The sequence below is a fragment of the Nocardioides sp. genome (assembly GCF_047607365.1).
Lineage (GTDB): Bacteria > Actinomycetota > Actinomycetes > Propionibacteriales > Nocardioidaceae > Nocardioides.
Window position 1 is genome coordinate 1 of record NZ_JASGDD010000181.1, and the last position, 20,707, is coordinate 20,707.

Here is a 20,707-nt window from a genome sequence, read left to right on the forward strand (position 1 = left end):
CGTCGTCGACGTCGCGCGGACCCCGACCCGACGCCCTTCGCCGGAGAGCAGTGCCAGCGCGCGCTCGCGCAGCCCGCACGGCTCCTCGAAGGCGGCGAGGTGGAACTCCTCGTCCTCCGCCTCGGGGGTCCAGCCCGGCGCGGCGTACCACTGCAGGGGGAGGAGGCCGACCTCGCTGCCGGCGCCGCGGCCGCTCGGGTCGAGGACGAAGGCGAGGTCGACGGCGCCCTTGGCGACGTTGTCGTAGAGCTGCGTGGAGCGGCCGATCTCGAAGCGGGTGCTGGCGTCGGGGAAGGCGTCGGTGAGCCCGCGGAGCATCTCGGGCAGCACCTGCTCCACCGCGTGCTCGACGCAGCCGACCACGATGGTGGTCGGGCGGCTCGCCTCGAGCAGTGCGAGGGAGGAGTCGTGGGTCTCGAGGATCTTGCGCGCCTCGACCAGGACCCGCTCGCCCTCGGGGGTGAAGCGCATGACCCGGCCGTCCTTCTCGAAGAGCTTGCGCTTGAGCGCGCGCTCGAGCAGCCGGACATGCTGGCTCAGCGCGGGCTGGCTGACGTGGCGAACGGCCGCGGCCTTGCTGAAGCCACCGCACTCGGCGATGGCGACGAGGGTCCGCAAGTGTTCAATGTCCAGCGAGTTGCTCATGTTTATAGTCTAATCCATCACGATCCCCGATCGATGGAGTGTCCACAATGCTCTTGGACGCAGACCCGGCCCACCGCCGAGCATGGACGTCATGACGACGACGCTGCTTCCCGACGCCTCCGCGGCCGCCGCCGCGACCCCTGCCGCGACCACCTGGGACGAGCCCGAGGGCATCGCGCCGCGCGGCACGCTCATCCTGCTGACCGGGCGGGGCGACAGTGCGGCGTCGTACGCGCGCTTCTCGCGCCGGCTCTCGGCCGACGCCTACAAGGTGCGCATCGTCGAGGTCGACCTGGACGACCTCGCGGCTGCCCGTGCGCGCGTCGAGCAGCTCCTCGACGACGCGTCGCTGCCCGCGCCGCGGGTGCTGGTCGGCTCCGACACCGGCGCCACGCTCGCGGGCCTGCTGGTCGGCGAGCTGCCGGTCGACGCCGCCGTGCTCGCGGGGATCGCGCTGCCGTCCGCAGCGGCCGGGACCGCCGACGGCGACGTGGCCTGGGACGACGAGCTGGAGGCGCGCAGCGCCTGTCCGGCCTACCGCAAGGTGATCAGCGAGGACGGCTCCTTCGAGCGCGGCGCCCTCGCCCAGCCGCTGCCCTGGGAGTCGGTCGCGCTGAGCGTCCCGGCGCAGCCGCTGCTCGTGCTGCACGGGCGGGTCGACCCCGTCACCACCGTCGGGGAGGCGCTCGCTCCGTGGGTCGGCGCGGCGAGCGTCCGGCAGCATGTCGTCGAGGGCGGCCGTCACGACATCCTCAATGACGTCACGCACCGCTCGGTCGCCGCGACCATCGTGCTCTTCCTCGAGCGGCTCAAGCTCGGCGCCGACCTCCCCGTCATCGTCCGCGGAGTGGGTGCGTGAGCGTTCCCCGCCCGCTTCCGGCCGGCTTCGTCGAGGCGCTTCTCGAACAGGGCGTCTCGCACGTGTCGACCGACCCCGTCGAGCTGGCCGCGGTCGCGGTCGACCGGTCGGGGATCGTGCCCGAGGGGCCACCCGGCGTACTCGTCCGGGCGGCGGGCGTCGACGACGTCCAGTCGGCCCTGTGGCTCGCCTCGGAGTTCGAGGTCCCGGTCGTGCCACGGGGTGGCGGCAGCGGGGTCGCGGGCGCGGCGGTCGCCGGGCCGGGCAGCCTCGTCCTCGATCTCTCCGGCCTCAACCGCATCCTCGAGGTCGACCCGGTCGACCAGATCGCGGTCGTCGAGCCCGGCGTCATCACCGCCCACCTGGAGGCGGCGGCCGGCCGGGTCGGGCTGCGCTACGCGCCCGATCCCGCGTCGGCGGCGATCTCCACGATCGGCGGCAACGTCGCCACCAACGCCGGCGGGCTGCGCTGCGTGAAGTACGGCGTCACCCGCGACGCGGTCCTCGGCCTCGACGTCGTCCTCGCGGACGGCACCCTGATCAGCACCGGACGGCAGACGCTCAAGGGCGTCGCCGGGCTCGACCTCACTGGTCTCTTCGTCGGCTCCGAGGGCACGCTCGGCGTGGTCGTCGGCGCGACCCTGCGGCTGCGGCCGCTGCCGCTGGAGACGCTCACCGTCGCCGCGGCCTATCCCGACGTGGAGTCCGCCGCCCGGGCCTGCGCGGCGGTCGCCGCCGCGCGGCGGGAGCCCTCGATGCTCGAGCTGCTCGACGCGCGCACGCTCGGCGTGGTCGACGCGGTCCAGGGGACGTCGTACGCGGAGCGCGGGGGAGCACTCGTCATCGCCCAGGCCGACGGCGCCTCGGCCGGCTCCGAGATCGCGGCCATCGCCGAGGTGCTCGGCAAGGAGGCCACCTGGATCGAGCAGGGTCTCGACGACGCGTCCTCGGCACGGCTCGTCGAGGCGCGACGCCTCGCGCTGCCGTCGATCGAGACGCTCGGCTCGGTGCTCATCGAGGACATCTGCGTGCCCCGCTCCCGGCTGGCCGAGGCGTTCCGCCGGGTCGCGGAGATCGGCGACCGGCACGGCGTGCGGATCTACTCCTTCGCCCATGCCGGCGACGGCAACCTGCACCCGCTGATCGGCTACGAGCCCGGCCCGGTGCCCGACGCGGTCGTCGCGGCGGGCGACGACCTCTTCGCGCTCGCGCTCGAGCTCGGCGGCACCGTCAGCGGCGAGCACGGCATCGGGCTGCTCAAGCGCGAGTGGCTCCACCGCGAGATCGGCCCCGAGGCGCTCTCGGTCCACCAGTCCATCAAGACCGCGCTCGATCCCCTCGGCATCCTCAACCCCGGCAAGGGCTACTAGTGGTCCGTCCGGAAAGTTTCGGAACGCTTTCCGCACTCCCGGCACGCACCTCGCGGCGTTGCCGACGCTCGCAAGACGCCCGGTATGGCGTCGCGCCGGCGCCTTGCGATGCACGCGCCCTGAGCACGGCAACCGCCCCACAACTTTCCGGACGGACCACGAGGGCTCCCGGGCCGTACGGCGAGGAGCGCGGGACCCGAGCGCCCGCGCTCACTCGCCGGGTGGTGCGCCGGCTACTCGGCGGAGACCGGGGCGAGCTGGCCCTGAAGGGCCGGGTCGGTGTTGTCCTCCAGGTAGGTCTGCACCTGCGGGTCGAAGAAGATCTTCTTCAGCGTCGCGATGGCCGGGTCGTCGGCGTACTCGGAGCCGATGACCAGCTGACCGGCGAAGTCCAGCGGCGCCGGCGGGGCGTAGATGCGGTACTTGTCCGGCGTGCCCGCGTCGACGAAGGACATGTTGTAGTCCACGACCAGGTCGACGCTGTCCAGGACGCGGGGGCCCGAGCCGTACTCGATGTACTGGAACTTCACGTGCTTCGGGTTGGTCGCGATGTCCTGCTCGGTCGCCTCGGCGGGGTCCACGCCGTCCTTGAAGGTGATCAAGCCGCCTCGCTGGAGAATCCAGAGCGCCTGCGCGGTGTTCGCCGGGTCGTTGAGGAGAGCGATCGTGGCGCCGTCGGGGAGCTCGTCGAGGCTGCCGTACTTCGAGGAGTAGCCGGAGTAGGCCCACTGGAAGACCGGGCCGAGCGCCGTGAGCTTCATGCCTGTGGAGTCGGTGACCTGCTTGAGCCAGTGCTTGTGCTGGTAGATGTTGGCGATGTAGGTGCCTTCGGCGGTCGCCTGGTCCAGCTGGTTGCCGTCCTCGATGCCGACGGGCTTGATCGTGATGCCGTACTGCGGGGCGATCGTCGTGTTGAGGTATTTCAGGAAGGCCTCCTCGGAGGCCGAGCTGGCCTGGTAGGAGATCTGCCAGGTGGTCCCGAAGTGGCTGCCGTCGGCGGTCTTCTGGTCGTCGCCGCCGGTCGTCGCGACCACGATGCCGACGACGACCGCGATCGCGGCCACGATCGCGGCGATCGCGGCGACGAGCTTCTTCCTCGATCCGCCCGAGCCCAGATCGATCTGGGGACTGCCGGGCGCCTGCTGACTGGTCGTCATGATGGGTTCCTTCTCGTAGGGCTCGCCCGAGGGCTCGGGTGAGTGATGGAAAGGGGACGCACCCGGCCCCTCGAGGGGTCAGTGCACGAGAGCGCGCACGATCCGGTCGCCGCTGAACTGGACGACCTGGACGATGAGGATCAGCGCGACGATGCAGGCGATCATGATGTTGCCGTCGAAGCGGCGATAGCCGTAGTTGACCGCGAGATACCCGATGCCGCCGGAGCCGATGGCGCCCGCGATGGCGGAGTACTCGATCATCGCGATGATGTTGAGGGTCAGCCCCGCGACGAGGCTGGGCAGCGCTTCGCGGAGCTGGATGTCGGAGACGATCTGGCGCCGGCTGGAGCCGCCGGCGATGCCCACGTCGAGCAGCTCGCGGGGCACCTCCCGGACGGCGTTCTCGGTCAGCCGGGCGAAGAAGGCGATGCCTGCGACGGACATGGGGATGATCGCCGCCTTGAACCCGATGGTCGTGCCGAAGACGAGCTTGGTCACCGGAACGATCGCCGCCATGAGGACGAGGAAGGGCAGGGACCGTCCGAGGTTCGCGATCCAGCTGATCGACACGTGGACCGCGCGGTTCGGGAAGAGCCCGAGTGGCGAGGTGTTGAAGATCAGCAGGCCGAGCGGGGCACCGAGCACGACGACGATGGCCATGATGAGACCGACGAGCCGAGCCGTCTCGAGCAGGGCCGGGACGAGCATGTCCGGCACGTCCGGCCACGGAGTGGCGATCAGGGGGAGGCTCACGCCACGACCTCCTCGGGCGCGAGGGGCCGCAGGTGGTGCTCGGCGGTGAGCCCGTGGCGCCCGAGCGTCGAGGTGACCTTGTGCGGGTCGAGCGCCGGGTCGATGCCGAGCGTGAGCCGGCCGACGGTGGTGTGGCCCGCCTCCTCCACCAGGGCGGCGAGGATGGCGATCGGGGCACCCAGCTCGGCGGTGGCCTGGCTCAGCCAGAGCGGGTTCACCCTGGCGTCCTCGTAGCGGACCGTCCAGGTCCGCCGCTCGTCGGCGGCCGCCGCCGCGGGCAGCGGGAGGAGGGCCCGGGAGAGGCTCGAGTCGCTCCGGCGTACGACGTCCGCGACCGCGCCGTGCTCGACGATCCGCCCGTGGTCCAGCTGGAAGACGACGTCGGCGACGGAGCGCACCACGTCCATCTCGTGGGTGATGACGAGGATCGTCACGCCGAGGTCGGTGCGCAGCTCGCGGAGCAGGGAGAGGATCGCGGCCGTCGTGTCCGGGTCGAGCCCGGAGGTGGCCTCGTCGGAGAGCAGGACCGAGGGTCGCAGGGCGAGTCCACGAGCGATCCCGATGCGCTGCCGCTGGCCGCCGGAGAGCTGTGAGGGGTAGTGGTTGGCACGGTGGAGCATGCCCACTCGCTCGAGGAGCTCGGCCACGCGGGCGCGGAGCTCGTCGTCTGGCAGCCCGGCGTGACGCATGGGGAGAGCGATGTTCTGGGCGGCGGTGAGGCGGCGCAGGAGGTTGGCGGACTGGAAGACGGTGCCGATCTGGCGGCGCGCGGTCCGCAGCTCGCGGCTCCGCAGGCGGGCGAGATCCAGGCCGTTGACGGTGACCGAGCCGCTGGTCGGCCGCTCGAGTAGGTTGATGCAGCGCGACAGGGTGCTCTTGCCGGCGCCGCTCGGTCCGACGATGGCCCCGATCTGGGCGTCGTCGACGCGGAGGTCGATGCCGTCGAGCACGGTCGCGGTGCCGTAGGTCTTCGTGAGTCCGGAGATCTCGATCATCGGTGGTCGTCCCGGGTGGGGTCGTGGTGTGCCGGCCGTCGGTCACACGCTCAATGTCGAGCAACTTAATAGACTATTGCGAGCCTGGAATCACTCCGAGCGACAGGTTTCGCTGATCGGGGGATCGCTTTCAGCGTGGCACCGCGTGCCGCGACTCCTCCGACGCCGAGCGGCGCAGGGTCTCGATGAACGCCCGCACGGCCTCGGTGGTGCGCTGCCCCCGGCGCTGCTGCAGCGTCATGCGCACGACGGTGGCGTCCTCCGCGATCGGGCGGACGACAAGCAGGCCGGAGCGCTCGAGCGGATCGCCGACGACGCTGTAGTCGGGCAGCACGGTCACGCCGAGGCCCTCGGCCACCATCATCTTGCCCATCTCGGCGCCGTCGGTGGAGTGCCATGCGCGCGGCAGGTCGGCGCCGAAGAGGCGGTGCGCGAAGCGGTGCATGACGTAGCCCGCGCGCATGCCGACGAAGCGCTCCTCGCGCAGGTCGGCGGCCGCGATCTCGTCCTGGAAGGCCAGCCGGTGTCCGGCGGGGAGTACGACGACCGGCCGGCCGCGACGCAGCTCGAGCCCGACCAGGTCCGGAGGCACGTCGTCGCCGTCGAGCAGGTTGACCAGCCCGAGGTCGAGCGTGCCCTCGGCGAGCCCGACCTGGATCTCGTCCTGCTGCAGATTGCGGACGTCGACCGAGGCGCCGGGGCGCTCGCTCTGGAAGGCCTCGATCGCCGGCAGGAGGAGCATCGCCGTCCCGGCGTTGACGGTGCCGACCCGGACGTTGCGCCCGACGCTGAGCCGGTCCCCGCTCGCGTCGCGGAGCCGGTCGACCGCCTCCAGCACCGCGACCATGTGCGGCAGCAGATCTCTCCCCGCCTCGCTGATCCGCGCTCCGGAGCGGCGGCGGTCGAGCAGCGTGACCCGGAGCTCGCGCTCGAGCTTGGCGATGGCCTCGCTCAATGCCGGCTGGGAGACGTGGAGCTGTTCGGCGGCCCGGCGGAGGGAGCCGTGCTCGGTGACCGCGGCGACGTACTCCAGCTGCTCGATGCGCATGGCTCTCCTTGTACGGGTCGGGTGCCGGGTGGCTCAAGAGGTGACGCGAGGTGATTGGTGAAACGGGTGGGGGGCAAGGCAGAACCGTTCTTGTGCCAAAAGTCTATCAACTTTATGTTGTTTACGACGAGGGTGCAGCCCGACCAACCCCCGAGGAGACCCATGACCATCGTGACCGAGCCGACGCTCACCGCCGAGCAGTGGCTCGACCGTGCCCGCGACGTGGCCGCCCAGCTCCGCGTCGACGCCGTCGACCGCGACCGCGCCAACAACGCCCCGACCGCCGAGGTGGCCCTGCTCAAGGAGTCCGGTCTGGTGACGCTCCTCGGCCCGACCCGCTTCGGCGGCGGAGGCCAGAGCTGGACCACCGCCCTCCGGGTCGTGCGCATCGTCGCCGCCGCCGACGGCTCCATCGGGCAGCTCCTCGGCTATCACTACCTCTGGGCGTGGGCCGCCCGGCTGGTCGGCACCCCGGCGCAGATCGAGGCCGTCGAGCAGGCTGCCACCGAGGGCGTCTGGCTCTACGGCGGCGCGGTCAACCCGCGCGACTCCGACCTCGTCATCACCGAGGACGGCGACGAGCTCGTCTTCAACGGCACGAAGTCGTTCTCCACCGGCGCGAGCGTCGCCGACGCCGTCGTCCTCGAGGGCGTGCTCGAGGGCACGGACAAGCACGTCTTCGCCATCGTCCCCACTGACCAGGAGGGCATCAGCTTCCTCGGCGACTGGGACAACCTCGGCCAGCGCCTCACCGCCTCGGGCGGCGTCGCCATCGCCGGTGTGCGGGTCCCGTGGGCGGCGGCGGCCGGCTACGTCGACAAGGAGTTCCAGCCCCGGGTCTACAACACGCTCAACGTGCCGCTCATCCAGCTGATCTTCGTCAACTTCTACGTCGGCATCGCCCAGGGAGGCCTCGCCACCGCCGCGGAGTACACCCGGACCCAGACCCGCGCCTGGCCCTACGCCAAGGACGTCAAGGAGTCCGCGAGCGACGAGTTCTACATCCAGGAGATCTACGGCGAGCTGCAGACGAAGGTCTGGGCCGCCGAGGCGCTCGCCGAGCGGGCAGCCGGCCTGATCGAGGCGATCAACGCCCACGCCGACACCGTCAGCGAGGACGAGCGCGGCGAGGCGGAGGTCGTCATCGCCGCGGCCAAGCTGGCCGCCATCGAGGCGGGCCTCGCCGTCGGCACGAGGATTTATGACGTCACCGGCGCCCGCGCGACCGCGAACGTCCACGGATTCGACATCTTCTGGCGCAACATCCGCACCCACAGCCTCCACGACCCCGCCGCGCACAAGTACGCCGAAGTGGGCCGCTACGCGCTGAGCGGCGAGCTGCCGGCCCCCAGCTGGTACACGTGAGCGCGGGACGAGGAGGCGGAGCACGATGACGCTCGACCGACCCACCCGCCGTACGGCCCGGCTGGACGCGCTGCGTGCGAAGTACGCGCCCGTGTTGGACAAGATCGCCGCAGGCGCGCTCCAGCGCGAGCTCGACGGCACCCTGCCCGCCGAGCAGGTGGCCTGGCTGAAGGAGGCCGGATTCGGCGCGCTCCGCGTCCCGGTGCCCTTCGGCGGCGACGGCGCCGACTGGGCGGAGACGACCCAGCTCTGGATCGACCTCGCCACCGCCGACCAGAACCTCGCGCAGGCGCTGCGTGGCCACTTCGCCTTCGTCGAGGACCGCCTGTGGCATCACGCCCGGGGTGAGGACCAGCGGGCCTGGTTCGCCCGCTTCGTCGCGGGCGAGATCGCCGGCAACGCGTGGTCGGAGGCGGGCAACGCGATCGAGACGCAGAACACCGTGTTGAGTCCCGACGGCGGCGACTGGCGGATCAGCGGCGAGAAGTTCTACACGACCGGGACGATCTACGCCGAGTGGGCCGACACCTACGTCCGCGTCGGCGGCACCGACGACGACGGCGGCGGCGAGCCGAGCTTCGCCATCGCCCTGGTCGACACCCGGCTGCCGGGCGTGACCGTCCTCGACGACTGGGACGGCTTCGGCCAGAAGGGCACCGGCAGCGGTACCGCGCGGTTCGAGGACGTGCCGGTCGCGGCCGAGAACGTCATCGCCTTCGGCGAGCGCTATCCATACCAGACGGCCGTCTACCAGCTCAGCCACCTCGCCACGCTCGCCGGCATCGGCCGAGCGGCGTTGGCCGACGTGGTCGCCCAGGTGCGGGGCCGGGACCGCAACTACACCCACGCCAACGCGCCGCGGGTGCGCGACGACGCGCAGGTGCTGGCGCGCGTCGGCGAGCTCGCCTCGGCGACGTACGCCGTCGAGGCCATCGCCCTCCGCGCGGCCGACGCCGTCCAGGACGTGTTCGAGCTGGCCGGCGCCGCCGACGCCGTGATCGACGCGGCCAACGAGAACGCCGAGCTGGAGTCCTCGGCCGGCCAGGTCGTCGCCACCGAGCTGATCCTCAAGGTCACCTCCGACCTCTTCGACACGCTCGGCGCGTCGGCCACCTCGCGGGGCAGGGCTCTCGACCGGCACTGGCGCAACGCGCGCACGGTGAGCTCCCACAACCCGCGCATCCTCAAGTCGCGCGTGGTCGGCGCGCATGCCGTCAACGGCACGCCGCCGCCGTACGCGTGGGGGATCGGCCGCACCCGTCGCGACACCCCGACCGCAACATCCACCACCGCCTGATCGCCCGATCACCCGAGCCCGAGAAGAGAGACACCTATGAGCACCGAGCACGCCGGCGAGGTCGTCAAGGACGACATCAAGTTCGCCTACTGGGTCCCGAACGTCAGTGGCGGACTGGTCGTCAGCACCATCGAGTCCCAGACCGACTGGACCTACGACTACAACGTCCAGGTCGCCCAGCTCGCCGAGCGGAACGGCTTCGAGTACGCGCTCTCCCAGGTGCGCTACACGGCGTCGTACGGCGCCGACCAGCAGCACGAGTCGACCAGCTTCAGCCTCGGCCTCCTCACCCAGACCGAGCGGCTCAAGGTCATCGCCGCGGTCCATCCCTACTTCTGGAACCCGGCCGTGCTGGCCAAGTGGCTCATCACCGCCGACCACATCTCCGGGGGCCGCGCCGCCGTCAACGTGGTGTCGGGCTGGTTCAAGGACGAGGCCGTCGACCTCGGCGTCCGCTGGCTCGAGCACGACGAGCGCTACCGCCACGCCAAGGAGTTCATCCAGGTCCTCCGCGGGCTCTTCGAGTCCAGCGCGAAGGGCGGCCTCGAGCACCGTGGCGACTTCTACCAGATCCACGACTTCACGCTGAAGCCCGGCCCGGTCGACGTTCCCGGTCGCCCTCACCCGGAGATCTTCCAGGGCGGCAACTCCACCGCCGCTCGTGCGAACGCCGGCGAGGTGGCCGACTGGTACTTCTCCAACGGCAAGGACTTCGACGGCTTCGTCGAGCAGTACGACGAGGTGAACAAGCACGCCGCGGCCGCCGGTCGGGAGCGCGAGGTGAAGTTCGGGCTCAACGCCTTCGTCGTCGCCCGCGACACCGAGGAGGAGGCCCAGGCCGTCCTCGAGGAGATCATCGCCAAGGCCAACCCGGAGGCCGTCGAGGGCTTCCGCCAGGCAGTGCAGCAGGCCGGCAACAGCACGGCCGACGGCAAGGGCATGTGGAGCGACTCGACCTTCCGTGACCTCGTCCAGTACAACGACGGGTTCCGCACCGGGCTCATCGGCACGCCCGAGCAGATCGCCCGCCGGATCGTGGAGTACAAGAAGCTCGGCGTCGACCTCTTCCTCCTCGGGTTCCTCAACTACCTCGAGGACATCGAGTACTTCGGCGCCAAGGTGCTGCCGCTGGTGCGCGAGCTCGAGGCCTCCGCATGACCGACGCGGACTGTCTCGCCTTCCACTGGTTCCTGCCCACCAACGGCGGCGACGGGCGCTCCGTCGTCGGCGGAGGCCACGGGCTCGCGGCCGAGGCGGCCGGGCGGCCCGCGTCGGTGCCGTACCTCGGCCAGATCGCCCGGTCGGCCGAGCAGCTCGGCTTCGAGGCCGCGCTGACGCCCACCGGGGCGTGGTGCGAGGACGCCTGGGTCACCACGGCGATGCTGAGCTCGCTCTCGGAGCGGCTGAAGTTCCTCGTCGCGCTGCGGCCGGACTCGATCGGCCCGTTCCTCGCCGCGCAGATGGCCAGCACCTTCCTCAACCTCTCCGGCGGTCGGCTGCTGCTCAACATCGTCACCGGCGGCGAGGACCACGAGCAGCGGATGTACGGCGACTTCCTCCCGAAGGCCGAGCGCTACGCACGCTGTAGTGAGTTCCTCACCATCGCCAAGGCGCTGTGGGCGGGGGAGACGGTCGACTACCAGGGCCGCTACCTCTCGGTCGAGGGCTCCCGGCTCGACAACGCACCCGAGTCGGTGCCCGAGATCTACTTCGGCGGCTCCTCACCCGAGGGCATCGAGGTCGCCGCGCGGCACGCCGACGTCTACCTCACCTGGGGCGAGCCGCCGGCCGCCGTCGCCGAGAAGCTCGACCGGGTGCGCGCCGCCGCCGCGCGCTACGGCCGCGAGCTGCGCTTCGGCATCCGGCTGCACACCATCGCCCGGGAGACCTCGGAGGCCGCCTGGTCCGAGGCGGCCCGGCTGCTCGAGCACATCGACCAGGCGGACATCGATCGCATCCAGGCGGGCCTGAGACGCTCCTCGGGCGAGGGGCAGCGGCGGATGCTGGCGCTCAACGGCGGCTCGAAGGACGACCTCCAGATCCATCCGCACCTGTGGGCCGGCATCGGCCTCGTGCGTGGCGGCGCCGGTACGGCGATGGTCGGCTCGTTCGCCGAGATCGCGGACCTGATCGAGGAGTACCGCGCGGTGGGGATCGACGAGTTCATCCTGTCGGGCTATCCGCACCTGGAGGAGGCCTATTGGTTCGGGGAGGGCGTGCTGCCCGAGCTCACCCGGCGCGGGCTCTGGAGGCATCCGGCACCCGTCGCGGCGCGTGCGTCGGTGCCGTTCGGTGCCGGGGTACGCGGCACGCCGACGACCGTTTCCTGAGTTAGTCGAGTGAGTTAGTATAGATAAGATGGTTCAGGAGTACCTGGCGTTGGGCCAGGCGGCCGGCGAGCTGGCCGACGGTCGTTGGATGCGAAGGGGTGTGGCTGTGACGGCTGAGGCGGAGGTCGGTGTCGGATCGGTGCCGGTGCTCACGGCCGAGGAGGCGCTCGCCGAGGCGTCCAGACTGGCCGCGTCGTTCGCCGAGGGCGCCGCCGTACGCGACCGCGAGCGGATCCTGCCGTTCGATCAGCTCGATCAGCTCGCCGCGTCGGGGCTGCTCGCCGTCACGGTGCCGCGCGAGTTCGGGGGAGCGGGGCTGCCGTTCTCCGTCGTGGCGGAGGTGATCCGGCGGATCAGCGTCGCCGACCCCAACATCGGGCAGATCCCGCACAGCCACTTCGTCTACGTCAACCAGCTGCGGCTCCAGGGCAGCAGGGCGCAGCAGCGGCTGCTCTTCGACCAGGTGCGCGCCGGCCGCTCCTTCGGCAACGCCCAGTCCGAGGTCGGCACGAAGCACGTCCGCGACTACCGCACGACCCTCACCGAGGTCGGCGACCACTGGCACCTCAACGGCACGAAGTTCTACTGCACCGGCGCGATCTTCGCGGACTGGATCCCGGTGCTCACGCACCTCGGCGTCGACGGGCCGATGCACGTCGCCTGGGTCGACCGGTTCGCCCCTGGTGTCGAGGTGATCGACGACTGGGACGCCGTCGGGCAGCGCACCACCGCCTCCGGCACGGTCGTCTTCACGGAGGTCGAGGTGGCCGATCGCTGGATCACGAACTACTCCGACACCTTCACCGGCCCCACGACGTACGGCGCCTATGCGCAGCTGCTCCACGCCGCCATCGACACCGGCATCGCCCGTGCGGCGATCGACGACGCCGCGGCGTTCGTCACGACCAAGTCGCGGCCCTACCCCGACGCGGTCGCGATCCACGGCATCGACCGCGCGGCGCAGGACCCGGTCGTCGTCCAGGCGTTCGGCGAGATGGAGCTCGCGGTCCGCGGCGCCGAGGCGCTGCTGGCGGAGGCCGGCCGGGCGGTCGACGCCGCCAACGAGGACCTGACCGAGGAGCGTGCCTCGGCGGCGACGCTCGCCGTCGCGGCCGTGCGCGCCTCCTCCAGCCAGGTCGCGGTCGAGGTGGCGTCGCGGCTCTTCGAGGTCGCGGGCACCCGCTCCGCGCTCTCGGCCGAGAGCCTCGACCGGCACTGGCGCAACGCCCGGGTCCACTCCCTGCACGACCCCGCCGCGTGGAAGGTCCAGCACTTGGGGCGTTGGGCCGTCGAGCACCTCCTCCCGCCCCGCCACGGTCAGCTCTGAAAGGCCCATCGATGTCGTCGTTCCCCACCAACCAGGACCTCGACCCGTCGCGACTGCGCCGGGCGTTCGGGGTCTTCCCCTCCGGCGTCGTGGCCGTGGCGGCCGTCGTCGACGGCGCGCCCGTCGGCCTGGCCGCCTCCTCCTTCCGCTCCGAGAGCATCGACCCGCCGCTGGTGTCGTTCTCGATCGCGGCGTCGTCCAAGACGTGGCCGGACCTGCGCCGCGCCACGCACCTCGGCGTGACGGTGCTGGCCGAGCACCACGGAGCCGTCGCCCGCCAGCTCGCCGGCACGCCCGAGGACCGGTTCACCGACATCCCGGTGAGCGTCTCGGATGCGGGCGCGCTGGTCGTCGACGACGGCGTCGCCCACTTCGACACGACGATCTACCGCGAGGTCGAGGCGGGCGACCACATCATCGTCCTGCTCGAGATCAAGGCGGTCGAGCACCCCGAGGCCGGCCAGCCGCTGGTCTTCCACCGCTCGGCGTTCGGCCGTCTGGCCATCGCCGAGGGCTTCTGAGCCGATCCCGGCCGCGGGCGCACCCCCCGCGGCCGGGATCTTGTCCACTCCGCCCGGTCGCGCCGGACAGGACGTGCGTCCGATCGCCGCGACGTGCGGCGTTGGTCGGCGTGTCGCGGCGAGATCACGCACGAACGGGACCGTGCAAGGATCGCCCGCGTGAGGGTCGTCGTCGTCGGAGCCGGTGTCGCCGGGCTCACCGCGGCCCATGAGCTGGCAGCGGGCGGCGTCGAGGTCGTGGTCGTCGAGGCGTCCGAGCACCTCGGCGGCAAGCTCCGGCTCGCGTCCGTCGCCGGCGTGACCGTCGACGTCGGCGCCGAGGCGATGCTGGCCCGCCGCCCCGAGGGCGTCGCGCTCGCCGCGTCGCTCGGCATCCCCGTCGTCCATCCCACGGCCGCGTCGTCGCGGATCTGGACGGGGGGCGAGCTCCGCCCGATGCCGCCGTCGCTTATGGGCGCGCCGATGGACCTCGACGCGCTGGAGGCCTCCGGCATCCTCTCGCCCCCGGGTCTCGCGGCCGTACGCCGTGAGCCGGACGTGCCACGTCCAGCCACCCCGCCGGGAGCCGACGTCGCCGTCGGCCGCCTGCTGGAGGAGCGGTTCGGGGCCGAGCTCGTCGACACCCTCGTCGAGCCCCTCCTCGGCGGTGTCTACGCCGGCCTCGCCCGCGAGATCTCCCTGCGGGCCGCCGTCCCCCAGCTGGCGGCGATGCTCGATCGCTCCGAGCCGCTGACCCCACAGCTCGCGGCCGTCCCGCGCGGGGCCGGGGGGCCGGTCTTCGCCGGGATCGACGGTGGCATGGGGCTGCTGCCGGCGCGGCTCGCCGCGGGGCTCGAGGTGCGCGTCGCCCAGCCGGTCACCGCCCTCGCCCCCACCGCCGACGGCTCGTGGGCGGTCGAGACGCCGGGGGAGCGGATCGTCGCCGACGGCGTCGTCCTGGCCACCCCCGCCTGGGCGGCCGCGCCGCTGCTGCCCGGCGACGCGGCCGTCGCGCTGAGCCGGATCGAGCACGCATCGGTCGCGGTCATCACCCACGCCTTCCGCCTCGACGACCTCGACGGCCTCCCTGCGCTCGACGGCAGCGTCTCGGGCTTCCTCGTCCCGCCGACCGATCACCGCGACATCAAGGCCAGCACGTTCAGCTTCGCCAAGTGGGACTGGGTCCGCGCCGCCGGCGCGTCGCGCGGGGTGGCTCACCTGCGCACCAGCGTCGGACGCCACCGCGAGAGCGCGCTCGACCGGTCCGACGCGGAGCTCGTCGCCCGGTCGCTGGCCGACCTCCGTGCCGCCACCGGCCTGGCCGCCGAGCCGGTCGACACCCACGTCCAGCGCTGGCCGTCGGGGCTGCCGCAGTATGCCGTCGGGCATCTCGACCTCGTCCGCTCGCTGAGTCAGGCCGTCGAACAGCAGCCCGGCCTGGTGCTCGCCGGGGCGGCGTACGGGGGTGTGGGGATCCCGGCGGTGATCGCCGGTGCCCGCCGCGCAGCTGCGCGACTGCTCGGCCGATAATGGAGCCATGACCGAGACGAGCAGCGACCCGCAGGCCCACCTCAAGTCCAACGCGGCGCGGATCAACGAGCTCAACGAGACCCAGCGCTACACGATGTGGTCGGTCTTCAGGCTGGAGCGGCCGCTGGGGGCAGGCGAGGTGGAGCGCAAGCGCGAGCTCGCCGAGCTCGACCAGTTCTTCGCCGAGCTCGCGGAGCGCGACGTGCTCGTCCGCGGGGTCTACGACGTCGGGGGGCTCCGCGCCGACGCCGACGTGATGGTGTGGTGGCACGCCACGACGAGCGACGAGCTGCAGGAGGCCTACCACGCGCTGCGCCGCACGGCGTTCGGCAGCCGCCTCGCGCCGGTGTGGAGCCAGATGGCGCTGCACCGTCCCGCGGAGTTCAACCGCTCCCACCTGCCCGCGTTCCTCGCCGACGAGCGCGCCCACGCGTACGTCGCCGTCTACCCCTTCGTCCGCTCCTACGAGTGGTATCTCCTCGAGGAGACCGAGCGTCGCCGCCTCCTCGCCGAGCACGGCCAGATGGGCCGCGACTACCCCGACGTGCGCGCCAACACGGTGCAGTCGTTCGCCCTCGGCGACTACGAGTGGATCCTCGCCTTCGAGGCCGACGACCTCGGCCGCATCGTCGACCTGATGCGCCACCTCCGTGGCTCCGAGACACGCCGCCACGTGCGCGAGGAGGTCCCGTTCTACACCGGCCGCCGCATCGACCTCGCCACCCTTCTCGAGCAGCTCCCCTGAGCTGACTCCCTAGGGCTTGAGCCCGGTCGGCAGCGGGGTCGGCAGCTCGCCGCTGGCCACGATGGCGGCACGCAACGGGGTGACCAGACGCTCGAGCTCGTCCATCTCCTCGCCGCTCAGCACGTCGTACGCCGGCGCGGCGAGCTCGTCGGTCAGCTCCTCGATCGCCTGCTTGACCTCGGCGCCCTTCGCCGACAGCGACCCGCCGGCGTCGACCAGGCCGCGCTCCCGAAGTCCGGCGAGGTGCCTCGCCCACTCCTCGGCACCGAGGTTGCGGGTGACCTCGTACGCCTGAGCGGGCATGCCCTCGCGCAGCGCGTGGAAGACGTGTGACGCGCGGCCGCCGATGCCGTGGGCGAGGAGCGCGGCGATGTGGCCGTCGCCCCGGTGCTCGCGCAGCACGCTGGCCGCGTGCCACAGCCGGCCCAGCGGCGTCTCGGGCTCGGGCAGGCTCCGGTGAGCCGCCGCCAGCGCGCGCCCCTCGAGCGGCGCCGCCCACGCTGCTCGAGACGCCAGCTCCGCGGCACGCGCCACGTCGGCCGCGGTCACGCCGGCCGTCGCCGCGTGCCGGGTCAAGGCAGCCGTCGATCCGTCGAGCCTCGCCTCCAGCGCGGCCTTCGGAGGAGCGAAGCCCCACGCGTCGGGCACGGCCTTCGCCACGTGGTCGGGGGAGAAGTTGAAGAAGAGCGCCTGCACCACCTCCGCCGAGGCCTCGCCCAGCGGCGCGGCGCGCTGCGCGAAGTACCCCATCCAGTAGCCCCTGTACCCCGCCCCCTTCAGCGCGCTCAGCGGCTCCGGCGAGAAGTAGGTGACGACGTGGATCGGCTCGAGCAGCGACCACATCCGGCGCGCAGTGTTCACAGCCACGGGTCTACCACGCCCGGCAACGAGCGTTTCCCGGATCGCGCGACCATGGCGCGAATTCGACGAACGTTGCAGGAGATGGCGATCAGTTTGGCGGGCAAGCTAGGTGTTCTGGCCAGGGAGGTTGGGCACGCGGTCGATCGGTGACGTGCCGTTGAGCCTGGTGTGGCCGCGATGGTGATCGTAGTGATGCGGCCAACTGGGGTACGCCCACCTCGGCTCGATGCCGAGGCGCACTGGTCGGGAGTGGTGACGTGCCCAGGTTGCCGCCAGAGTTGAGACTCCCACCTCGGCTCGATGCCGAGGCGCACAACTGGCTCGGCGAGTCACTGCTGCGGTCGGCGATAACCGAGCATTGGGGTGACAACGAAGAAGCGGTGTTGAGAAGGGGGTTCCACCGATCTATCCTTGCTTTTGCAAGGGGCAGTAGCCCTGCGAAGTTGGCCCGGCAGTCTTCCGGACGGTGGACGAGCCGGGCCTGCGTCATTTCATACGCGCCGTACGTCGGCGATCACCGGCTGAGCGCGCTGCCGCCAGCGTCCACCGCGTTGCCAACACCACGCGACCGCGTCACTCGCCCAGAGAAGTGGCTCCTCCTTCGCGCGAAGATGGGCGTATTCGAGGAGGTGCGTCGATCCGCGCATGGCGACCGCAATGGTCCGGCGGTCGACCGCGACCACGGAGTCGTCGCGCTCGATCACGATGCGTTCGACGTCGCCTCGGGCCGATTCCTCCGCCAGGGAGGTCAGAGCGCCGGTGCGGGTCTGCACCTGTTCTGCTCGCGGACCGATGTACAGGCGCACCGTGATCGGCAGGGAGAGAATCGTGTCGAGGATCGCCCCACGCCGGTCATTTCGCTCACTCTTGAAGTGGAGGCGGTAGGCACCGGGAAGGACGTGCGGTCGGAGAGCCGCTCGTGCCTGCGCGAGACTCGACATGTCGATGAACGTGCATGCGACGACGTACTCGGGATCCTTGCTCTCGTCGATGAAGACCGCCCGGCGTGGCATGCATCGTTCCTAACACCTCCATCGCGCCCCCGCGCCGCGGGATCACGCTCCTGTGGACAGCGGCGCGATCAGGCGTCGAGGGCCTTGCCGAGGTCGTCGGCGTCGACGATGCGGTAGGCGTAGCCCTGCTCGGCGAGGAAGCGCTGGCGGTTGGCGGCGAAGTCGGCGTCGACGGTGTCGCGGCTCACCACCGTGTAGAAGTGCGCGATCTTCCGCGAGCCGTCGGGCAGGGGAGGGCCGGGGCGGAGCAGGCGGCCGAGGCGCTGCGCCTCCTCCTGGCGCGAGCCGTAGGAGCCGGAGACCTGGATGGCGACCTCGGCGGACGGCAGGTCGATGGAGAAGTTGGCCACCTTGGACACCACGAGCAGGCCGAGATCACCCGCCCGGAAGGCGTCGAACAGTCGTTGCCGCTCGCGCACGGTGGTCTCGCCGGAGATCACCGGGGCGTCCAGCGACGTGCCGAGCTCGTGGAGCTGCTCGAGGTACTGCCCGATCACCAGGGTCGGCTGGCCGGCGTGGCGGGCGATCAGCGAGCGCACCACGTCGATCTTGTGGTGCGTGCACGACGCGAGCCGATACCGCTCGTCGGGCTCGGCGGTGGCGTAGACCATCCGCTCCGCCGACGGCAGCGTCACGCGCACCTCGACGCAGTCGGCCGGCGCGATGTAGCCCTGCGCCTCGATGTCCTTCCAGGGGGCGTCGTACCGCTTCGGGCCGATGAGGGAGAACACGTCGCCCTCGCGGCCGTCCTCGCGCACGAGCGTCGCGGTGAGCCCGATTCGGCGCCGCGCCTGCAGGTCGGCGGTCATCCGGAAGATCGGCGCGGGCAGCAGGTGCACCTCGTCGTAGACGATGAGCCCCCAGTCGCGCGCGTCCAGCAGCTCCAGGTGCGGATAGACGCCCTTCCGCTTCGTCGTGAGGACCTGGTACGTCGCGATGGTGACCGGCCGGATCTCCTTGGTCGTCCCGGAGTACTCCCCGATCTCGGCTGGCGTCAACGACGTACGCCGGACCAGCTCGTCCTTCCACTGCCGCGCCGACACGGTGTTGGTCACCAGGATCAGCGTCGTCGCCTGGGCCTGTGCCATGGCGGCCGCGCCGACGAGCGTCTTGCCCGCCCCGCACGGCAGCACGACGACGCCGGACCCGCCGTGCCAGAACGACTCGGCCGCCTCCCGCTGATACGCGCGCAGCTGCCATGCAGACTCGTCCAAGGCGATCGGGTGGGCCTCGCCGTCGACGTACCCCGCATAGTCCTCCGCCGGCCAGCCGAGCTTGAGCAGCGCCTGCTTGAGGTTGCCGCGCTCGGAGCCGTGCACGACGACCGCGCCCTCGGAGTCCGGCACCTCGCCGTCGATGCGGGCGCCGAGCATGCCGGCGACCTTCTTCGAGCGCACGACCTCCTCGAAGACCGCGCGATCGGTGGACGCGAGCACCAGGCCGTGCACCGGATGCTTCTCCAGCCGCAGCCGGCCGTAGCGGGCCATCGTCTCCGCGATGTCGACCAGCAGCGCATGCGGCACGGCGTAGCGCGACCACGCCAGCAGGGCGTCGATCACCTGCTCGGCGTCGTGCCCGGCGGCACGCGCGTTCCAGAGTCCCAGCGGCGTGAGGCGGTAGGTGTGGATGTGCTCAGGCGAGCGCTCCAGCTCCGCGAACGGCGCGATCGCCTTGCGCGCCTCGCCCGCCTGCTCGTGATCGACCTCCAGCAGGAGTGTCTTGTCCGACTGCACGATCAAGGGCCCGTCCACGATCCTCCATCCTAGGGATCGGGTGGGAAGGCGCTGCCTGGCCGGCGCATAGGCTCACTCGCACGGCACCCCGCCGGCCGGCGCGGTCGCCTGGGCCTCCAGGTGACCGGCCCGCAGGTGGTAGCCGATGCTGAGGTAGCCGCCGGTCGGGTCCGACGCCCGCGAGGTGAACTGGTCGATGCTCCCGGTGAGCACGTCGGCGCTGGCGCTCGCGGTGATCCCGTCGGCCGCGAGCGTCGTCTCGGCGGGCTTGCCGATGGTGAGGTGGACGGGACCGAGGTCGTAGGCGTACCCGCTGCTGTTCCACGTCCGCGACGTCGAGCCGGTGGCCGTCGTGATGGTGACGAACGGCTCGCCGGGCGAGGGCGGCGCGTAGGTGACCGTCGCGCCGCCGGCCACGCCGCTTGCGCGCACGGTCATCTCCAGCGGCTGCTCGAACCCGAGCTGCACCTGCTGCGGCGAGCCGGGCAGCAGCACGATCTTGGGCAGCCACACCGTCGAGCTGGCGACCACGGTGCCCCGTGCCCCGGTCACCGCGAGCGAGGTCTCCGAGCGGGAGGTGATGGAGCTCATCTGGATGATCTTCCCCAGCGGGAACGGCACGCCGAAGTAGGAGAGGTACGACGCCGGGTCGGAGCTGATCCCGGCGGCCTCGGACTCGCTCTCGCTCAGCGGCTTCGAGGTCTGGCAGCCGGTCGACGCCGAGCTCGACGTGCGCGCGTCGGCGCTGGCGTGGATGCCCTTCGCGACGACCGGGTACTCCTCCCACGAGTCCACGACGCCGTGCCGGTCGGAGGCGTTGCTGCCCGGCGACGACGCCTGGGCCCGGGGGAGGGCGCTGGTGGCGAGGGCCGGGTAGATCCCCGAGACCGGCTCCGCGTAGCCGAACCCCGTCGTGCCGCTCAGCGGGCCGTCGTACGTCGTCAGGCCGAGGGCGTCGCGGGTGCGGAGCGAGGTCTTGCCGTGGGTGGCCCCCGCGGCCGAGCGGGAGAGCACCACGAAGGTCTCGTAGTCCTCGTCCTCGCTGACGGCGGTGTAGAGCCCGGTGCCGTTGGCGAACGCCGAGTAGACCGCGGGCGTGCCGGAGGCGTCCTCGGAGGACTCGTCCGCGCCCGAGCCGCCCGTCGTGGCCGCCGCGCCGGCCTTCCCGGCCGCCGCGGC

19 protein-coding genes are annotated in these 20,707 nt (G+C 71.7%); 10 read left to right on the forward strand and 9 right to left on the reverse strand.

From position 1 onward, the window contains the following. On the reverse strand, nt 1-645 hold a 645-nt coding region (locus QM572_RS13865; protein WP_415094069.1), incomplete at its 3' end, for a LysR family transcriptional regulator. 91 nt (nt 646-736) lie between these two features. On the opposite strand from QM572_RS13865, the gene QM572_RS13870 reads away from it, so the two are divergent. Together QM572_RS13870 and QM572_RS13875 are read left to right on the forward strand one after the other, a co-directional pair. Then, the gene (locus tag QM572_RS13870; protein WP_415094070.1) at nt 737-1,504 is read left to right on the forward strand and encodes an alpha/beta hydrolase; all 768 of its coding nucleotides are present in this window, start codon (nt 737-739) and stop codon (nt 1,502-1,504) included. Then, the gene (locus QM572_RS13875) at nt 1,501-2,874 is read left to right on the forward strand and encodes an FAD-binding oxidoreductase (protein WP_415094071.1); all 1,374 of its coding nucleotides are present in this window, start codon (nt 1,501-1,503) and stop codon (nt 2,872-2,874) included. Before QM572_RS13870 ends, QM572_RS13875 begins: the two co-directional genes overlap by 4 nt. A gap of 233 nt (nt 2,875-3,107) precedes the next feature. Here the strand turns inward: QM572_RS13875 and QM572_RS13880 are convergent, their stop codons facing one another. The 4 genes from QM572_RS13880 to QM572_RS13895 form a co-directional block, all read right to left on the reverse strand. Continuing rightward, nucleotides 3,108-4,031 (reverse strand): MetQ/NlpA family ABC transporter substrate-binding protein, encoded by a 924-nt coding sequence (locus tag QM572_RS13880; RefSeq protein WP_415094073.1) that lies wholly within the window; start codon nt 4,029-4,031, stop codon nt 3,108-3,110. A gap of 78 nt (nt 4,032-4,109) precedes the next feature. Further along, nucleotides 4,110-4,784 (reverse strand): methionine ABC transporter permease, encoded by a 675-nt coding sequence (locus tag QM572_RS13885; RefSeq protein WP_415094075.1) that lies wholly within the window; start codon nt 4,782-4,784, stop codon nt 4,110-4,112. Beyond that, nucleotides 4,781-5,779 carry a methionine ABC transporter ATP-binding protein gene (locus QM572_RS13890; RefSeq protein ID WP_415094077.1) on the reverse strand — a complete coding sequence of 333 codons (999 nt, stop codon included), beginning with the start codon at nt 5,777-5,779 and terminating at the stop codon, nt 4,781-4,783. Before QM572_RS13890 ends, QM572_RS13885 begins: the two co-directional genes overlap by 4 nt. 130 nt (nt 5,780-5,909) lie before the next feature. Next, nucleotides 5,910-6,827 (reverse strand): LysR family transcriptional regulator, encoded by a 918-nt coding sequence (locus QM572_RS13895; protein ID WP_415094079.1) that lies wholly within the window; start codon nt 6,825-6,827, stop codon nt 5,910-5,912. Between the two features lie 162 nt (nt 6,828-6,989). Between QM572_RS13895 and QM572_RS13900 the strand changes: the two genes are divergently transcribed. The 8 genes from QM572_RS13900 (at nt 6,990) to hemQ (ending at nt 15,921) form a co-directional block, all read left to right on the forward strand. Further along, entirely contained in the window at nt 6,990-8,192 is a 1,203-nt protein-coding gene (locus tag QM572_RS13900) for an acyl-CoA dehydrogenase family protein (RefSeq protein WP_415094081.1), read from the forward strand. A 25-nt stretch (nt 8,193-8,217) separates the two neighbouring features. Continuing rightward, a complete protein-coding gene (locus tag QM572_RS13905; protein ID WP_415094083.1) occupies nt 8,218-9,489 on the forward strand; it encodes an acyl-CoA dehydrogenase family protein in 1,272 nt (423 codons plus the stop codon). A 36-nt stretch (nt 9,490-9,525) separates the two neighbouring features. After that, the gene (gene sfnG, locus QM572_RS13910; RefSeq protein WP_415094085.1) at nt 9,526-10,647 is read left to right on the forward strand and encodes a dimethylsulfone monooxygenase SfnG; all 1,122 of its coding nucleotides are present in this window, start codon (nt 9,526-9,528) and stop codon (nt 10,645-10,647) included. Continuing rightward, entirely contained in the window at nt 10,644-11,819 is a 1,176-nt protein-coding gene (locus tag QM572_RS13915; RefSeq protein ID WP_415094087.1) for an LLM class flavin-dependent oxidoreductase, read from the forward strand. The genes sfnG and QM572_RS13915 overlap by 4 nt, the downstream gene beginning before the upstream one ends. Before the next feature lie 28 nt (nt 11,820-11,847). Further along, nucleotides 11,848-13,146 (forward strand): SfnB family sulfur acquisition oxidoreductase, encoded by a 1,299-nt coding sequence (locus tag QM572_RS13920; RefSeq protein WP_415094089.1) that lies wholly within the window; start codon nt 11,848-11,850, stop codon nt 13,144-13,146. Between the two features lie 11 nt (nt 13,147-13,157). Continuing rightward, nucleotides 13,158-13,667 (forward strand): flavin reductase family protein, encoded by a 510-nt coding sequence (locus tag QM572_RS13925; RefSeq protein WP_415094091.1) that lies wholly within the window; start codon nt 13,158-13,160, stop codon nt 13,665-13,667. A gap of 159 nt (nt 13,668-13,826) precedes the next feature. Then, nucleotides 13,827-15,176 (forward strand): protoporphyrinogen oxidase, encoded by a 1,350-nt coding sequence (hemG, locus tag QM572_RS13930; RefSeq protein ID WP_415094093.1) that lies wholly within the window; start codon nt 13,827-13,829, stop codon nt 15,174-15,176. A gap of 7 nt (nt 15,177-15,183) precedes the next feature. Next, nucleotides 15,184-15,921, forward strand: coding sequence for a hydrogen peroxide-dependent heme synthase (gene hemQ, locus QM572_RS13935; protein WP_415094095.1), 738 nt, complete (start codon nt 15,184-15,186; stop codon nt 15,919-15,921). Between the two features lie 9 nt (nt 15,922-15,930). Here hemQ and QM572_RS13940 read toward each other — a convergent pair whose 3' ends face one another. The 4 genes from QM572_RS13940 to QM572_RS13955 form a co-directional block, all read right to left on the reverse strand. Continuing rightward, nucleotides 15,931-16,782, reverse strand: coding sequence for an SCO6745 family protein (locus QM572_RS13940; protein WP_415094097.1), 852 nt, complete (start codon nt 16,780-16,782; stop codon nt 15,931-15,933). 491 nt (nt 16,783-17,273) lie between these two features. After that, nucleotides 17,274-17,795 carry a hypothetical protein gene (locus QM572_RS13945; protein ID WP_415094099.1) on the reverse strand — a complete coding sequence of 174 codons (522 nt, stop codon included), beginning with the start codon at nt 17,793-17,795 and terminating at the stop codon, nt 17,274-17,276. 68 nt (nt 17,796-17,863) lie between these two features. Then, nucleotides 17,864-19,549 carry a DNA repair helicase XPB gene (locus QM572_RS13950; RefSeq protein WP_415094103.1) on the reverse strand — a complete coding sequence of 562 codons (1,686 nt, stop codon included), beginning with the start codon at nt 19,547-19,549 and terminating at the stop codon, nt 17,864-17,866. Nucleotides 19,550-19,600: 51 nt separating this feature from the next. Then, nucleotides 19,601-20,707 (reverse strand): hypothetical protein (locus QM572_RS13955; protein WP_415094101.1); only part of this gene is annotated, 1,107 nt, incomplete at its 5' end.

Coding starts and splice junctions, on each gene's coding strand:
- QM572_RS13870 (WP_415094070.1), top strand. CDS start 737: ATGACGACGACGCTGCTTCCCGACGCCTCCGCGGCCGCCGCCGCGACC.
- QM572_RS13880 (WP_415094073.1), bottom strand. CDS start 4,031: ATGACGACCAGTCAGCAGGCGCCCGGCAGTCCCCAGATCGATCTGGGC.
- QM572_RS13890 (WP_415094077.1), bottom strand. CDS start 5,779: ATGATCGAGATCTCCGGACTCACGAAGACCTACGGCACCGCGACCGTG.
- QM572_RS13895 (WP_415094079.1), bottom strand. CDS start 6,827: ATGCGCATCGAGCAGCTGGAGTACGTCGCCGCGGTCACCGAGCACGGC.
- QM572_RS13900 (WP_415094081.1), top strand. CDS start 6,990: ATGACCATCGTGACCGAGCCGACGCTCACCGCCGAGCAGTGGCTCGAC.
- QM572_RS13905 (WP_415094083.1), top strand. CDS start 8,218: ATGACGCTCGACCGACCCACCCGCCGTACGGCCCGGCTGGACGCGCTG.
- sfnG (WP_415094085.1), top strand. CDS start 9,526: ATGAGCACCGAGCACGCCGGCGAGGTCGTCAAGGACGACATCAAGTTC.
- QM572_RS13915 (WP_415094087.1), top strand. CDS start 10,644: ATGACCGACGCGGACTGTCTCGCCTTCCACTGGTTCCTGCCCACCAAC.
- QM572_RS13920 (WP_415094089.1), top strand. CDS start 11,848: ATGGTTCAGGAGTACCTGGCGTTGGGCCAGGCGGCCGGCGAGCTGGCC.
- QM572_RS13925 (WP_415094091.1), top strand. CDS start 13,158: ATGTCGTCGTTCCCCACCAACCAGGACCTCGACCCGTCGCGACTGCGC.
- hemQ (WP_415094095.1), top strand. CDS start 15,184: ATGACCGAGACGAGCAGCGACCCGCAGGCCCACCTCAAGTCCAACGCG.
- QM572_RS13945 (WP_415094099.1), bottom strand. CDS start 17,795: ATGCCACGCCGGGCGGTCTTCATCGACGAGAGCAAGGATCCCGAGTAC.